General features: G+C 38.8%; 12 protein-coding genes. 6 read left to right on the top strand and 6 right to left on the bottom strand.

Features of this window, described 5'->3' with window-relative positions:
• Positions 1 to 19: 19 nt before the first annotated feature.
• From R2Q84_RS14055 to R2Q84_RS14070, 4 genes are all read right to left on the bottom strand, one after another.
• Entirely contained in the window at positions 20 to 2,416 is a 2,397-nt protein-coding gene (locus R2Q84_RS14055; RefSeq protein WP_316817197.1) for a TonB-dependent receptor, read from the bottom strand.
• Positions 2,413 to 3,771: an HTTM domain-containing protein gene (locus R2Q84_RS14060; RefSeq protein WP_316817198.1), complete on the bottom strand. Its 1,359-nt coding sequence runs from the start codon at positions 3,769 to 3,771 to the stop codon at positions 2,413 to 2,415. The genes R2Q84_RS14055 and R2Q84_RS14060 overlap by 4 nt, the downstream gene beginning before the upstream one ends.
• A complete protein-coding gene (locus R2Q84_RS14065) occupies positions 3,758 to 4,876 on the bottom strand; it encodes an imelysin family protein (RefSeq protein WP_316817199.1) in 1,119 nt (372 codons plus the stop codon). The genes R2Q84_RS14060 and R2Q84_RS14065 overlap by 14 nt, the downstream gene beginning before the upstream one ends.
• A 76-nt stretch (positions 4,877 to 4,952) precedes the next feature.
• Positions 4,953 to 6,047, bottom strand: coding sequence for a DUF4856 domain-containing protein (locus tag R2Q84_RS14070; RefSeq protein WP_316817200.1), 1,095 nt, complete (start codon positions 6,045 to 6,047; stop codon positions 4,953 to 4,955).
• Positions 6,048 to 6,187: 140 nt separating this feature from the next.
• Here R2Q84_RS14070 and R2Q84_RS14075 point away from each other — a divergent pair, with 140 nt between their 5' ends.
• Together R2Q84_RS14075 and R2Q84_RS14080 are read left to right on the top strand one after the other, a co-directional pair.
• Positions 6,188 to 6,862: a response regulator transcription factor gene (locus tag R2Q84_RS14075; RefSeq protein WP_316817201.1), complete on the top strand. Its 675-nt coding sequence runs from the start codon at positions 6,188 to 6,190 to the stop codon at positions 6,860 to 6,862.
• Positions 6,862 to 8,100, top strand: coding sequence for a HAMP domain-containing sensor histidine kinase (locus R2Q84_RS14080; protein WP_316817202.1), 1,239 nt, complete (start codon positions 6,862 to 6,864; stop codon positions 8,098 to 8,100). Before R2Q84_RS14075 ends, R2Q84_RS14080 begins: the two co-directional genes overlap by 1 nt.
• Before the next feature lie 80 nt (positions 8,101 to 8,180).
• Here the strand turns inward: R2Q84_RS14080 and R2Q84_RS14085 are convergent, their stop codons facing one another.
• Together R2Q84_RS14085 and R2Q84_RS14090 are read right to left on the bottom strand one after the other, a co-directional pair.
• Complete coding sequence (locus tag R2Q84_RS14085) at positions 8,181 to 10,490, bottom strand: copper-translocating P-type ATPase (protein ID WP_316817203.1); 2,310 nt, start codon at positions 10,488 to 10,490, stop codon at positions 8,181 to 8,183.
• Between the two features lie 200 nt (positions 10,491 to 10,690).
• Positions 10,691 to 11,134, bottom strand: a complete 444-nt coding sequence (locus tag R2Q84_RS14090) for a hypothetical protein (protein WP_316817204.1) — start codon at positions 11,132 to 11,134, stop codon at positions 10,691 to 10,693.
• 158 nt (positions 11,135 to 11,292) lie between these two features.
• Between R2Q84_RS14090 and R2Q84_RS14095 the strand changes: the two genes are divergently transcribed.
• The 4 genes from R2Q84_RS14095 to R2Q84_RS14110 all read left to right on the top strand — a co-directional run bounded on the left by R2Q84_RS14095 (position 11,293) and on the right by R2Q84_RS14110 (position 16,966).
• Positions 11,293 to 11,793: a DinB family protein gene (locus R2Q84_RS14095; protein WP_316817205.1), complete on the top strand. Its 501-nt coding sequence runs from the start codon at positions 11,293 to 11,295 to the stop codon at positions 11,791 to 11,793.
• Positions 11,794 to 11,985: 192 nt separating this feature from the next.
• Positions 11,986 to 12,870 carry an alkaline phosphatase gene (locus R2Q84_RS14100; protein WP_316817206.1) on the top strand — a complete coding sequence of 295 codons (885 nt, stop codon included), beginning with the start codon at positions 11,986 to 11,988 and terminating at the stop codon, positions 12,868 to 12,870.
• Between the two features lie 93 nt (positions 12,871 to 12,963).
• The gene (locus R2Q84_RS14105) at positions 12,964 to 13,545 is read left to right on the top strand and encodes an XRE family transcriptional regulator (protein ID WP_316817207.1); all 582 of its coding nucleotides are present in this window, start codon (positions 12,964 to 12,966) and stop codon (positions 13,543 to 13,545) included.
• 253 nt (positions 13,546 to 13,798) lie between these two features.
• Positions 13,799 to 16,966 (top strand): SusC/RagA family TonB-linked outer membrane protein, encoded by a 3,168-nt coding sequence (locus tag R2Q84_RS14110; RefSeq protein ID WP_316817208.1) that lies wholly within the window; start codon positions 13,799 to 13,801, stop codon positions 16,964 to 16,966.
• The last annotated feature ends 9 nt before the right edge of the window (positions 16,967 to 16,975 follow it).

Below are 16,975 nucleotides of genomic sequence, written 5' to 3' on the forward strand. Positions count from 1 at the left end.
AGGTTAAGGTATAAAATTATTATAGTTTAAATTGTAATGTCATGTAATATCCCCGTGGATCAGAAGGTAAAATCCCTGGGCCTGGATAACCATCAGCTCTTCTTGTGAAGTATTTCTCATTCAACAGGTTATTAATACTTCCGGAAAGCGTAAACCATTTCCAGTTGTAACTGGCCGAAAAATCGACAATTTGATAGGCAGGTACAATACCGTCTACCGCTGTTGGCGTGCTTTCCGCGTTGGTAGCATCAGAAAAATGTTGTACTACATGAGCATATTGTAAACTGGTATTAAATGTTTTATTTCCGAACGATAGCCCTGTACGGAACAACAGTGGCGGCACAAACTCTACTTCTTTATCTTTTATTGCCGTATTATCTGTATTGATATACCGGGCATTTATTAATGAAAAATTGGTATAAGCCACCAGTTTATATTTACTCGCACCCTGGGAAAAAGCCTTTAATAAGTCAGCTTCAATCAAACTTTCGAAACCAATATTTCGACTATCAGCTACGTTTGTTCTTAAGCGGTATATCATATTACTGGCATCGGTAGTAAAAACAGAGCCAATCCTGTCGTTATATTTAAGGTAAAACACACTCAAATCATAATATAGCCAATCTTTTAAATTCCCTCGTACCCCACCGTCAGCAGTGTAGCCCCTTTCATCTTTCAATAACGAATCTACCCTTGCATTTTGGTTCTGCACCCTTAAATCAGTAAAATTGATGGACCTGTAATTTTGCGAAATATTGGCATAAAGCTCAATGGTTGGGTGTGGTTTATATGATGCACCTATACCAAATAGTATAAATGAACGTGGATTGCTTTTGTTATCGGTTTTTGTCAAATCTGGGACACCAAATTGAAATTGTGTGTAATTTCCTTTAGCGCCGGTATAGATATACTCGAACCTGGCACCGGGGGTGATGCTCAACTTACTGGTCATCTGAAAAATATTTTCGGCAAACAAAGCTAAATTTGTACCAGGAAACCGGAAATCGGACTTATTGGGCTGACTGTTTAAAAAATTAAAATCAGGTCCTAAGCCAGTATCCGCATCGCCCTGTTTTTTAAAAGTTAGCCCCTTATATGCCCTCGATCCTACAAGTAAACTGCTGGTCTGGTTGTTAATGAGCTTGTACTGATGCAATACCCTAAGCTCTGAGCCGTAGTTGTCATATCTATCGGCCATCAAATCCCTCGGCGTGCCTTCGCCCGGATCAGGGCGGTTGATGTAGCTTAAAACCCCTAAGGCTTCCCTTCCGGCATCCAAATGATAGTTTATCCAATTTAGCCTGGTATGCTCGCCTAGTTGGTAATCAAGGCTTAAGTTAAATAAATTCCATTTTACCTTAAACCAGTTTCTTGCCCTGACAGATACTGAAGGGTCTGCTTCAAACTGCTCATCGGTTAAACCTCCTGGTTGCTGCGCCAGATAATCCATATGGGTATATTCGGCAGTTAGTTTTAGTTTGCTGTTAAAGGCATAATCTAAATGGGCATAAGCAGTATTCTGGTCGAAGTGTCCGTTTGGTCGCCAGCTGTCGCCTTTTTTATATTGATAAAAAGCGTAATAATTTAGTTTTTTTACTTGTCCGCCAACGCTGTTAAAAGAGTTAAAAAAACCAAATGAACCAAGGGTTTGTCTGCTTGTAAATTCAAGTGGCTTATCTGTGGGGCCCTTTTTCATCTTAAAATTAATCATACCGCCAAATTGTGTACCGTATTGTAAGCTTGCGGCACCCCGTACAATTTCAATTCTATCTAAAGCTTCTGTTGGTGGTGTATAATAGCTTTCGGGATAACCCAATGCATCGGCACTAATGTCATATCCGTTTTGCCTCATATTAAAGTTTGATACCCTGCTGGGGTTTAAGCCGCGACCACCGATTCCCAATTGTAGCCCACCCCCATCATACTCCCAAATGTTTAAGCCTGCTACACGGGCATATACCTGCCTGGCGTTGTTGGTAGCTAAATTGGCATTTATATTTTTTAAGTTAATCACTTCGGTTTTTTTACCGGCATATATGGCGGTTCCTTCTACCTGGTTCAGCTTATCAGCAACTTTGTCGTTTATTCGTGTAATGTCTACAGCATCAAGCTGGATGGCGTTGTCTATTTCTAACTTAATATCTATCTGAGCATTGCCATTAATTATCTCGACTGTTTTTTTAACATCCTTAGCACCAATAAAAGAGATGGCTACAGTATATTTTCCGGCTGATAGATCTTTAAATACAAACTCGCCAAATGAATTGCTTTTTGTGCTTTTGGCATGGTTTTCTAAAATAATTGTTGCGCCTTCAACCGGTTTTCTCAATAGGGTTATTTTACCGGCTATTTCAAATTGCTGGGCTTTGGTAAAAACAGATATCAGGCAAAAAAACAAGATGCCGGTTATTCTCATAAGTCGTGATTTATATTAAATGGCAAAATCCATTTGTAATGTTTAAAACTAAGCTGCTGATTTGCAAGGTTAACCTTGCTATCAATAAAGGGAGCAGATCTCCTGCCATTCAGGGTTACATAAACTTCTCCGTAAACCTGAGGTTCTTTGATTCCTCGCCGGATATATACACCTGCAAGGTAATGTGCATACCTCAGGATCAGATCGGGCTGGGTACTCATCATTTTTTCCTGTTGCGTAGTCAGAAATTCTGAGTTATTAACTTCATAACTATTTCCTGTCTGGCTATCACGGATAGAAAAGATTGTTGTTCCGACCTTTTCCATCAACATCACCCGCCAGGAAAACCTGTACCCTTCTTCTGTCCAGAACAAAGGGCCTGGGTAAGCAAGATAGCGCATGGGCAAAACTATCTGGATAAGGAAAAACAAACCAAACATCCATAAGAGCCGATTTTGGTAAGCAGGCTTAAAGGAAGCAGATTTATTTTCAATACCGGAAAAGAGACGGTTAAAAAAACGGATAACTTTTAAATGGAAATCTCCACTAAAAAATACTAGTGTACAAACCATCATAATATAGGGGAACATGCCGATAGCCGGAAAAAATATAGCTGTAGCAATGTGAAATATCAATACGATCAGATACCCGATAAAACGGGTGCGGCGAACCAATAAAAAGAAAACAATAAAAAGGTCATAAACCGCTCCAAACCAACTAAAAAAATAAGCCACCCATTCCTCGTACATTAATGAACCAATCAACGGAAGGTGACTCTTTGTTGGCAACCATATTTTCATAGGCTGGGCTGCCAGCAACCAGTCTGAATTTAATTTTGCCAATCCGGCAAAAAAATAGACCAAGCCAAGTTGCAAACGGATAGATCCAACGGCCCATCTTGGAACCTCAGTAACCCTTAGTGCCGGATTAAATTTTACATCCAGAGAAAAAAAACGGCCTGCCGGAAGCCAGATCATTAAAAAACTGATTACGCTTATAAAGTAATAATGGTTAAGGTAATAGGTAACATCAATTAACTCTACATAGGTAAACAGCAGAAAAAACGTAACTATTGCGAACCTATAACAAAAGCCCAGTGCAATGAACAATGACGAAACTACGATGGAAAGGAATACCAGGTGCATGCCGACATTTCCCAATGGGCGAATCCAATCAAAACCCATAAACGTAAAATGAAATGCCGGATCAACATATTGAGTGGTAATCCATCCCCTTATCCAGAAACGAATGGTACTTAACAACATCATGACACCAAACAGCACCCTGAAAGTAACCAGAGGAGCAATAGATATTGGTGATTTTATCCATTTTATGGCTTTGTTAATCGCCGTCATTATCTACATAAGAAATCTGTACGCCTAATTTAGATACTGCATCGGTTTTTATTAACCTTAACAAAAGCTGTATTTCTTTGTTTGCATCTTCAATAGCCGGCTTATTGTTTGCCAATGCTGATGATAAAGGAGCCGGAATGGCTTTTAATTTAGCATCAACCACATTAAACTGGTTTAATATTTCGTCTTTTAACTGCTTATTGCCAAGCGCTGCCAGCAAATCGGAAATTCCTTTACCACTACTGCCACCGGTAAACATCTTTTTAAGACTGCTCATGTTCTCAATGGCCAAATCAAGAGACAGGCCAGAATAGTAAGCTTCGCAAAGCTCTGGAAATTGAACACCTCCAGATTGTGTACCAAAAGGCCAGCCAATGCGTGGACCTTTAAGCATATCCATTTCGTAGGCAAACTGGTTTAACATATAGCTAATTGGACTACCCGAGTTGCTTTGCGTGTTTGATATAAATTGCCCACGGTACGTATTTTTCCAGGTTGATAAAGTTTGATCTAAAAGAGACTTTATCCTGTTTAGTATGTCTTGCACATATTTTTTCCGGTTTGTACTGTTGGCATCTGCAAATTTTGCAATGGCACCATTAGAGAAAAACAAATAATCTAATGCCGGGAAACCTTGCTGATGTATGGCTGAGTTTTGGGCCAAATTCCAGCTGCCATTAGCTATATTCTCTTCCATTATTGCCAAATCGGTTTTTTCACCAACTTTTTTCATTGTGTTGGCAGGCAATGTATTGATAAAACCTATAAAAGAATTATCTCGTGAAGGACCAAATTCCAGTACAGAAATACGCTCAACCTGTAAATAGGTATCCTTAAAAACAGCTTTTAATGCAACTTGAGTAGTAGCATTTGGTGTAGCAAAAAAAACATTTACTGCAGTTTGTAACCCTGTTAATTTTTGCTGTGTCTGCTCGTACGCCGGTATAATTAAATTATCAGCGTAATTGGTTAACATTGCTGTTTTATCAAAGCCATTTGCAGCTTTATCGTCGGCAGGATTACTTTTTTTAGAACACGAATTGTAAAAAAGCATCAATAATATTGATAAAACAGAAATTCCCAGTTTGTTTATTCTACCCATCATATTTTTTTTAAAATTCAAAAACTCTCCGTACTTTATCGTACAGAGAGTTCTGATATAAGTATATTCTATTTAAATATTAAAGACCGTAAGTTGCTTTTAATATTCCTTGAGCTTCAACTAGTTTTGGATAGCCAGGCTCATTTAACAATGTATAAAAGTTGGTGTTAATGATATCATTCAACTTTGTGAAATTTGCTGCCGTAAGTTTACTGGTTGCCGGTCTGTATTTAAAACTAGCAATAAAGCCCCAGCCTTCTGATAAGGCATGCAACTTAGCCCCTGGAAATGTGCCTAAGCCAACATCTCCGGTAGTAGGAGAGGTAACATATGCTAATGCAGCAGCGGCAGCCAATTGTTCCCATTTTTCTAAAATAATCTGGATTTGTGCATCACGTACTTTAACATCTTTTGCACCAATTGCAGCTCTTCCTTTTAAAAATGCGTTAAAAATTACTTCTCCGGCTTTAATATCTTTACCGCGTTCGGCTAAATATCCGCCCCAGGCTAAAGGTCTTTCGGCTACAGGAAGTGTATTGGCATAAGTAGTATTAGGATTGTAATTTACAGGAACTGCTAAATAACCAAAAGCTTCGTCAAAATGTTGTTTTTGCAACGCTACAGTAGCGTCTGTTTTTACAGCAATTAACAAATCAACAGCTTGTTTAAACAATAAACTTCCCATTAAACCTTTTGCAATAGCCTGACTATATTCTACACCTTTCGCATCAACAGCTATTTTACCAGTTGCTGTACGATTAACAAAGCCTGCAGTTCCATTAGTAGCAGCAGTAGCTCCTAAAGACTGACTAGTGGCAACTAATCCATCAAAATAAGCTTTGTAAGTAGGACCATCGGTAATTTTTCCAGCTATATTTACTCCCGAAGTATTTAGGGCAGCATCGGTAAAAGGGTTGTTGGTATTATTCCAAAAATCATTCGCTTTTGCAGCAGTTAAAGCCGCAGCGCCAGAGTTACCAGTTCCTGCATAAGTATTTTGCTCTAACCACATTCTCACTCTACTAGTAGAGGTTGCATAACTAGCATCGCTAAAATTGTAAGTCGTAGGCACATCATAAGAAGGAATTTCCTCTGATTTATCTTTCTTACAAGAAGTCAAACCCACTACAGCCAGCGCAACAAACATTGAACTTTTAAGGTATCTATTTTTCATTTCTATTAGATTATGTGTTATTTTTAAATATTGTTTGTATTAAGTCTAAATAAGATCGTTATTTGCAACAAAGATTAAGATTGATTCTAAAGAAATTCTAAAGAATTGAAAAAAGTTAACAAACTAAACCAAACAGCTGTATGAAGCTATTATTCGTAGAGGATGAACCGGTACTGATAGAAGAAATGGAGAATTATTTCAGTTCACATGGTTTTATATGTGAGCAGGCCACTAGTTTCTCTATTGCAGAAGAAAAAATCAATAATTACAACTACGACATTATAGTACTCGACATCACGCTTCCAGATGGTGTTGGAATAGACCTGATTACCGATATACGTGAGCGAAACCTGGATACAGGTATTGTTATACTCTCAGCCAGGAATTCTTTGTCAGACAAGCTAACGGGTTTAAATCTTGGTGCGGATGATTACCTTACCAAACCTTTCTTCCTTGAAGAGTTAAGTGCACGGATCAATGCCCTTTACCGAAGAAAAACTTTAAAAGGAGCTGAAAATATCTGTTTTGATGATTTTAAAATTGATCCTGTATCGAAACGTTTCTTTTTTAACGAGGAACAAATCGGGCTTACACGCAAAGAATATGAGATGTTGTTATTTTTTGTTGTCAATAAAAACAGAGTGGTGAGCAAATCTTCTCTTGCAGAACACTTGTGGGGTGATCATTTTGACCAGAATGATAACTTCGACACCGTATATGTACACATGAAAAATCTACGCAAAAAGATCAGCTGTGCTTCTGGCAAAGATTATATAAAAACTGTATATGGTATGGGATATAAGTTTACTTTTTAATGCGGTTACTCACAAAAATCAGTTATTACCATTTTTGGCTTAGCGTTGTTGTATTGGGCATCACAGGTTTTATACTATTCTTATTTTTGCAGCGGGAAATCACAGCTGAAATTGAGGAGCAACTTGAGTTACAAACCGACATGGTGGTGGAGGAACTCAGGGAAGGTAAAAGTATTAATTTTCCGCTGGTTCAAATACGTTCCGGGAACAAAGACTTAATGAGCCTGCCAAAAGTATTTAAGGACACGCTTATATACGACAGGCTTCAAAATGAACACGAAGGCTACTATTATTTTGAAGAAAGTAAACTTGTCAACCATACCCCCTACCGAATCAGGGTAATGACCACTTATATTGGCTGGGGCAATTATTCAAAAACAATTAGCTACATTTTCATCACCATAGCCTGCATGTTGATCGTTCTTGGCACACTGGTAAATTACTTCATCAGTCGCAGTCTTTGGGCTCCATTTCTGATTAATCTGAAACGAATGAAAGGCTATTCTGTAAGTTCTAAGGAAGAACTGCAACTTGCAGTAACGGATGTGAAAGAATTTCAGGAAATGAACCAGGTACTCACTGATCTTGCAGAAAGGGGAAGAAAAGAGTACAATGCATTGAAAGAATTTACTGAGAATGCCTCTCACGAGATTCAAACACCGCTTAGCATTTTAAAAGTCAGGCTTGAAAGCATTAGTCAAATGAATATTGATGAACAACTGGCACGTTTACTCAATGATTCCAAACAGGCAGTAAGCAGACTGAGTAAAGTAAATAAAGGACTGCTCCTGCTCGCGAAACTAGAGAATAATGCTTTTACAGATCAACAAGACATATCTTTGGATGATGTATTGCAACGTAATTTCGATTTAATGGAGGATCTTTTCCAGCAAAAACAACTGAATGTGATGTGTGATATCCAGCAGAAGAAGATTTTTGCAAGCGCCTTTTTAATGGAAATATTAATTTCGAACCTACTGTCTAATGCCATAGCGTATACCCAGCCTACTGCTGAAGTTCGAATTATGCTAAATTCAGATTATTTCGAAATAAGTAATCAAGGCCAGCCATTAGATTTTGACTTATCCAGGCTCTTTACCCGTTTTGGCAAAGGTGCTCCAGGTTATGGGGGGAACGGACTAGGACTTTCCATTGTTAAACAAATCTGCGTATCCCATAACTGGGACATTAGCTATAATTACAGCAGTCAGACTCACGTCTTCAGGGTATCTTTTTAAAACAGTTGCGAGCTTAGTAATTCTGACCGGTTCATGTGATATTGCCTACCTTCTCCTACTCAATTCAGAGAGTTCTTTTATTAGTCAATTTTTGCTGCTCGAAGTCTTAGGGAATTCAAAATAACAGACACAGAACTAAAACTCATGGCTAACGCCGCGATCATGGGCGAAAGCAACATTCCGAAAACAGGATACAGCAGTCCTGCAGCTACAGGAATTCCAAGCACATTATACCCCAAAGCAAAAAACAGATTTCCTTTAATGTTTCCCATTACCTTATGACTTAATAAACGAGCTTTTGCAATTCCATTCAAATCGCCTTTTACCAATGTAATCCCCGCACTTTCGATCGCAACATCTGTTCCTGTTCCCATAGCAATCCCAATATCCGCTTGTGACAAAGCAGGTGCATCATTGATCCCATCCCCTGCCATTGCTACTTTTTTACCTTTGGCCTGTAATTTCTTTATCTCATTCAATTTATCTTCCGGCAGCATCTGCGCCTTAAAACCATCCAAATTCAATGTTTTACTTACTGCTCTGGCCGTATCTTCGTTATCACCCGTAAACATAATCACCTGCAGCCCTTCCTCCTGAAGTTTCTGAATAGCAGATGCACTGGATGTTTTTATTTTATCGGAGATCACGACAAAGCCAACTGCATTATTTCCTACAGCCAGATAAGAAACTGTTTTACCTTGTTTTTGTACAGCTTTAACCTGCTCGTCCAATTCAGGAGCGATACCAGCATGAACATGCTCCATTAATTTCCGGTTCCCTAATGCCAGCTGCTCTCCCTTTAACGTACCAATCACCCCTTTTCCTGTTACCGCTTCAAAATTAGTAATGGATTGAACCACTATACTGTTTTCTTCGCCATAACGTAGTGTTGCCTGCGCAAGTGGATGCTCACTACTATGGTTCAGGGCCACTATTCTTTGCAGTACGTCTTTTTCGGAAAAATCAGGATTTGCTGTAACTACCTTTTCCACTGATGGCTTCCCTTCAGTAACAGTCCCTGTTTTATCAATGATAACCACATCGATGGCATTCATTTTCTCTAAAGATTCTGCATTTTTAATAAGTATACCAGATTGAGCTCCTTTTCCAACACCTACCATAACAGACATAGGCGTAGCCAGTCCCAAGGCACAAGGGCATGCAATTATCAGTACCGCAATGGCATTTACAAATGCATATACATAAGCAGGTTCAGGTCCATAAATTGCCCAAACGATAAATGTAACTATGGCAATCAATACCACCACAGGCACAAAATACCCTGAAATCCTGTCCGCCATCTTTTGTATTGGCGCTTTAGAACGACTGGCAGAATTTACCATTTCAATGATCTGGGACAACAAGGTTTCAGAACCGACTTTTTCAGCAAGCATGACAAAAGTTTTAGTCCCGTTTATCGTACCAGAACTCACTTTATCGCCAGGTTTCTTTTCTACAGGAACAGGTTCACCAGTAATCATAGACTCATCAATTGTTACTTCTCCTATTTTGATACTTCCATCAACAGGTATTTTTTCGCCTGGTTTTACACGCAACAAATCTCCCTTTTGGATATCATCAATAGACACCAACATCTCTTTATCTCCCACAATTTTTGTGGCATTATTGGGCGCCAGTTTTAGGAGTTCTTTTATGGCACTATTTGTTCTTCCATGTGCTCTGGCTTCTAAAAGCTGTCCGAGTAATACCAGCGTAAGAATAACCGTTGCGGCTTCAAAATAAACATATACAGTACCGTGATGTGTTTTAAATTGATCTGGGAAGATACCAGGAAAGAACAAAGCTACCAGACTAAAAATCCAGGCTACGCCAGCGCCAATACCAATCAGTGTAAACATATTTAAATTCCAGGTTACGACAGACCTCCAGGCCCTTTCAAAGAACATCCAGGTCGCATAAAAAACTACAGGAATGGATAATATCAACTGCACCCAATTCCAATACTCAAGCCCCATCAATTTGAAAAGTGGATTATTTGGTACCATCTCGGTCATTGCAATGATAAAAATGGGAATAGTAAACGCTGCAGCTATTTTAAATTTGAACAGCAACTTTTCATACGTCTTGTCCTCTTCCTCCTCATTTGCCCCGATAGGTATCAGATCCATACCACATATCGGACAAGAACCAGGTTCGTCCCTGATAATTTCAGGATGCATCGGACAAGTATATTTTATATCTTTTTTTACAGAAGGTTGTTTTAATAAATCCATTCCACAAACAGGGCAGCTTCCTTGTTTGTCGTACATCTTATCACCCTCACAATGCATAGGACAGTAATATTTATCGCCTGGGTTATTATTTTCAGACCTAACCGGAGCCATCTTATGAGCATGATTACTATGAGTTTTCTGGTTTACCTTATCCATATCTTTTATAATATTTATTGAATATGCTTAATCCACTTTTTTAATAACCTTTTCTTCATCTAATTGTTTAGGGATAAACCATCCCTGGTATTTGATGCCAAAAATACCGTTGAACTGGTATAGTAATTTTATATAATTACAATATAAGTTTACATAATCCCTTCCGCATTCGATTCCGAATTACCCAAAGACAACAACTTTTAATTCACCAACACTTCAAAATCATCAGACATGTCTACATTATAAACCCTGAAACGAATCTGCCACTGGTCTTTTATCAATTCACCAATATATCCCCAGAATAGCTTTTTAAACCGATCAAAATCAATCCCCTCCTTACAAACAATTAAATACAAAGCGTCATTTTGGGTAATAACCTCAAGTACATACGACTCCCAGTGTTCCTTAATTTTAGCTGGCAATCTATTAAAATGCTGCTGTTCAATTAAATTAGCAATACCGGTAAGCAAACCATCAGGTACGCTACTCAGTGCATGCAAACTCCATAAACCTTCCTGTTTCTGCATACTTCCGATCACCTCATCCCCGTCTACGATCTGCCAAGGCTCCCCAGGATTAAACTGGATCACCTGATAAGCAGGAGCTCCACTTTGCTTTTCTGAAAAATAAATCAATTCAATCATAAAACTTCTATTTACTTAGGTTGTTGGTATACCATACTGCTTTAGGCATCCATCACAAAAATAAGCTAATTACATTGGCAACCCTAATTTAAAAACTAAAAATATTAGTATAAATAAATTAAAACAATAAATTTGTCTTATCAAATCAAATTTTAACCATGTATAGAAGCATTGAAGATTTTATAAAAGACTGGGATGCAGAATCAATAGGTTCTGTCAAAATATTTTCATCAATTACTGAAAGTACCAGAAACACTTTGGTTCATTCAAACGTACGCTCACTCGCACGCCTTGCATGGCACCTCAACCAAACAATCAGCGAAATGGGAAAGCGTGCCGGATTGTTTAATGAGGATACACTTGAACATTCAGAGATCCCCCCAACATTAGGCGAACTTCTGGAAACCTACAAAAAATATGCTGAGTTATTGAGCAAAACTGTTCGTTCTAAATGGACTGATTCCTCCTTACTAGACAAAATAGAAATGTATGGCCAACAATGGGAAAAAGGAAAAATATTACGCGTACTTATTGCTCACCAAACCCATCACCGTGGTCAGATGACGGTAATTATGCGAATGTTAGGACTTCCGGTAGCAGGACTTTATGGCCCGTCAAAAGAAGAGTGGGCAGAATTTGGTATGAGTGCGCCTGTATAACAACAAGTTAAAATCAACTTAGTATGATGTATTTGTAATATTTCTAATTGTTTAGTAAAACTAAACAAATATTTACCTACATTTAACTTCAAGAACAAATAACCATCATTCCAGCACCTATCTTGAGTCAGAATATATGGTTATCCATTCTTATAAAGACAAGTAAAGTTGGATTTTAAACAAAAAACACAAATGAAAAAATTAATTATTGTCTCCTGCCTGTTCTGCTTTGCAATGCAGCTTAATGCACAGGTAAAAAAAGTAAAACACATTGTTTTAATTGGATGTGATGGATTTGGTGCTTACGCAGTACCTGAGGCCAAAATGCCAAATCTTAGAAAACTAATGGAAACAGGCGCATGGTCTTTAAAAGCCAGGTCAGTACTTCCATCTTCAAGTGCCGTTAACTGGGCTTCAATGTTGATGGGCGCCGGCCCCACAGAACATGGTTATACTGAATGGGGAAGCAAAACTCCAGAAATACCTTCAGTAACTACTTCTAAATACGGTCTGTTTCCTTCAATTTTTAGTGTAATCAGAGATCAAAAGCCTGCTGCGAAAACTGCAGTAATTTTCAGCTGGCCAGGAATCGGGCCACTGGTAGAGAAAGATGCAATCAGCATATTCGTACCTGGTAATGATAATGATGATTTCTGTGCTGATACTGCTGCTGCTATTATTAAAAGAGATAAGCCTTACTTCACTTTTGTACATCTTGATGAACCAGATAATACAGGACATGCGATTGGACACAAAACGCCAGCATATTACGAGCAACTGCAAAAAGTTGACACAAGAATCGGAAAAATTGTACAGGCTATAAAAGATGCAGGGATTGAAAACGAAACCATTATTTTAATAACTGCTGATCACGGTGGAACAGGCAAAGGCCATGGGGGAAAATCTTTGGACGAAGTTGAGATTCCATGGGTAATAAATGGTGTCGGAGTCAAAAAGAACCATGAGATCAAAGATGTGATTATCACTTATGATACAGGTGCAACTATTGCATGGATACTAGGATTAAAAGCCCCTCAAAGCTGGAGAGGAAAAGCTGTTGCAGATAGTTTTCAATAAAAAACTTATTATAGTAACAATAAGAAAAATACCGATATCCAAAACGTGATCTTCATTAGAAATTTTGATTACTTTTGGATAAAATCCGAAACAATGGAAGACGACATCATCCTTAAGATCAGTTACAGAATAAAAGAAATACGTAAGGAAAAGAACATAACAATCCAGGAGCTGGCCGACAGAGCTGGTGTAAGTAAAGGTCTGATCTCGCAAATAGAGAACAATCGTACTATTCCATCATTACCTGTGTTAATGAATATTGTACATTCCCTAAAACTTGACTTAACAGGCTTCTTTAAAGACATCTCCCCTGCCGATCACCAGGAAAAAGTTTTTGTAATTCGTAAAAACGATTACAAACCACTAAAAAAAGAAGCAGCAAAGGGATTTAACTACCAACGTATTCTCGCCCGAAATATACACGGCGGCCCCGTGGATTTCGTATTACTCGAGCTAAAAAAAGGTGCCCGTCGTAATAAAATGGTAACTACTGACGCCTTTGAATACAAATACCTGATCAAAGGAAAGGTCGACTACCTGATTGAAGAAAAAAACTACATCCTTGAAGAAGGAGAATCAATTTTCTTCGATGGAAGGCTCGGCCACAACCTGTCTAATGTTGGTGATTCTGATGCGGTTATGCTGGTTGTTTATTACTTCATCACAAACGACTAATTCACAACACTCCTCGGTAAATTTTAGTTTACAAAAACTAAACACAAAACCAATAACTTTAATTTCAATTAAAGTTATTGGTTAATAATTACAAATAAAACACATTAATGGCGGATAAATTAACTTATCCGCCATTTTTAATTCAAATTATATATTTTCAAAGTTTAGCATTTATTAACAAATTCTTTATATAAAGTATTTACATTTGTATATACACTAAACAATAGTGTAGCCAAACTAAACTCTTTGAATTATGGAAATTTGTTGCTTACTAAAAAAAGCAAGCTGGATCACAGTAGTGATATCGCTGCTAACTTTGGGTATCACCTATGCCCAAAACACAATTACAGGATCTGTAGTTGACGAGAACAATCAACCTTTATCGGGCGCATCGATAAAGATTAAAGGAAGTAAAAATGGAACGACTAGCACCACAGAAGGCAAGTTTAACATTTCTGCCCCAACCAACAGCCTGCTGATCATCAGCTTTATTGGCTACAGAACGAAAGAAATTAGCATCGGAACTCAAAAAACATTAACAATACAGCTAGATCCGGATCCAGATGCACTAGATGAAGTCGTAGTAACTGCGCTTGGTATCAAAAAGGAAAAAAAACGCGTGGGTTACGCCGTACAAGAACTAAAAGGAGAATCACTGCAAAAAGCAATTGCCCCCAATGTACTGGAATCGATCACAGGACAGGTAGCCGGTTTAACAATCACCAACAATAGCGGTGATTTTTTCTCAACTCCAGGAATATACCTTCGTGGGCGCAAACCATTGTTAGTGATTGATGGAGTTCCTTCCGATACAGACATGTGGAACATCAGCTCTGACGACATAGAAAATGTAACTGTATTAAAATCGGCAGCAGCATCTGCACTATACGGCTCCCGAGGGATCAATGGCGCTATCCAGATCACCATGAAATCCGGAAAATCAATCGAGAAAGGAACGACTGTATCCTTAAATTCATCAACCACCTTTCAAGGTGATTTTATAAGAATCCCTCAGGCACAAAGTCAGTATGGCCCAGGAAATGCCGGACAATATGCTTTTGGTACCGGTGCTGCAGGCGGAGGAGGAACAAATGATTATGATTATTCTATCTGGGGTCCTAAGTTTGACGGCAGATTAATTGCTCAATTCGACTCCCCTATTGATCCGCAAACAGGCAAAAGAATCCCTACACCATGGGTTGCCAGATCAACAGATAACCTCCGTAACTTCATGGAAACCGGAATTGTCACTTCAAACAACATCTCTGTACAAAGTCAGGGCGAGCATGGCAACTTTATCATTTCCCATACTTACAAATACGCAAAAGCCTCTCAACCAGGCTCAAAACTAAACATCAACATCACCAGACTACATGGTAATTTAAAGATATCCAATCTATTGTCTCTTGAAGGCTCATTACAATATGACCATCAAGGCTCAAACAATCGTCTACGCGCAGTATATGGCCCTACCTCAGCTATCTATAACCTTGCTATATGGGGAGGTGCTCATTTTGATGTAAGACAATTAAAAGACTACTGGGTACCGGGCAAAGAAGGAGTTCAACAGTATTTTGTGGAAAACTGGAGATACAACAATCCTTACGCTTTGGCCTACGCATGGCAAAAACCCTATGAAAAAAATGACATACTTGGAAACTTAAAGCTGAATTTCAACATAAGCAGCAAGCTTAATGCATTCGTCAGAACCACACTAAACAGCTACTCGTTAACTGACGAGGAAAAAATAGCGGTGAGCATCTACAACTACGACATTGGAGACCGTGGAGGTCGCTACCGCTATAGTCATGATAAGATACTTGAATCTAATACCGACATTTTACTAAACTATTCAGATAACTTCCTCAATAAAGATCTAACCATTGAAGCCACATTAGGTGCCAACCAACGTTTTCATAATGCAGATTTTTATGATGCCTCAACCACACAGTTGGTAGTTCCGGGAATCTTTAAATTAAGTAATTCTGTAGACAAAGTAACCCCAACCAGCTCAAAGTATAGAAAAGGAGTATACAGCGCCTATGCATCAGTAGATTTAGGATACAAAAACTGGGCTTACCTAGGATTCACCGGCAGAGTAGATAAATCATCAACGTTACCAAAAGCAAACAGTTCCTTCTTTTATCCATCGGTATCAGTAAGCACCGTGTTAACCGATCTTTTCACTTTTCCAAAGGCCATTAATTTCCTAAAACTCAGGGCCTCTTATGCAAAAGTAGGCGGTGATTTTGACGTCTCAGATGGTACCTATAGATTCTACGAAGCAACCAACACCTACGAGACCGGAGACAGGTATAGAAACCTGCCAATAGCAAACTATCCGAATGTATTAGACAACCCCAACATCTCTCCTGAGTTTAACGTAGCATACGAATATGGAGCCGAAGCAAGATTCCTGAACAGCAGACTGGGACTTGAATTCTCTTATTATGAAAACAATTACGGCCCACAAATTTTCACGCAGGTTTTCTCACAAACATCAGGATATAGCGGAAAGAAACTAAATGGAAAAACTACTCAAAGGAGAGGAGCTGAAATTACACTGAACGCAATACCGATACGCACCGACAACTTCAGCTGGTCAACGCTTGTAAACTTCGACAAGGGAAACACTTACCTGAAGTCACTCCCCCCTTTACCTGATGGCACTCCTCAAACCCAGGACGGCAGAACGAAAGTAGGCGACATGTTAAACGATTACTGGTACAACGAATGGGAAAGATCTCCGGATGGCCAATTGGTTATTCAACCCAACGGCTTACCTAGAAGAACAGATGTACTTCGTTTGATTGGACACACACAGGGTGACTTTACATTGAGCATGGGAAATACGTTTGCCTACAAAGACTTCTCACTTAACTTCCTCATTGATGGCCGATTTGGCGGGATCACATACGACAGTTATGAAAGAGACTTATGGAGATCCGGCTCACATCCTGACGCTATACATCCTGAAAGAGAACTTTCAAACATCGCATACGCAAATGAAACCGATGCTAAGACAATGCAAATACCAGGCGTAAAAATAGTAAGCGGAGGAGTTACCTATGATCCGGAGGGAAATATCCTGACAGACACCAGAAAGTTTGAGGCCAGTACATATAAAGTAGATTATCAAAACTGGGCCGGCGGGTACAAAGGCGCATGGGAAAGCAATCTTATCGAAAAAACATTTGTAAAACTAAGAGAACTGACATTTACCTATACGCTTCCAGCTAAACTATTAAAACAAGGGCTTATTAAAAAAGCTTCAATATCCCTTGTTGGGAGAAATCTACTATACTGGACCAAAGATCATACATTTGGGGATTTAGATACCTACACATTGAGCGCAGGCGACACAGCGCTACAACATCCCGCCCAAAGGACATATGGTTTCAATTTAAACTTTAATTTCTAAAACTCTTGA

This window comes from Pedobacter nyackensis (genome assembly GCF_032678475.1).
Lineage (GTDB): Bacteria > Bacteroidota > Bacteroidia > Sphingobacteriales > Sphingobacteriaceae > Pedobacter > Pedobacter nyackensis_A.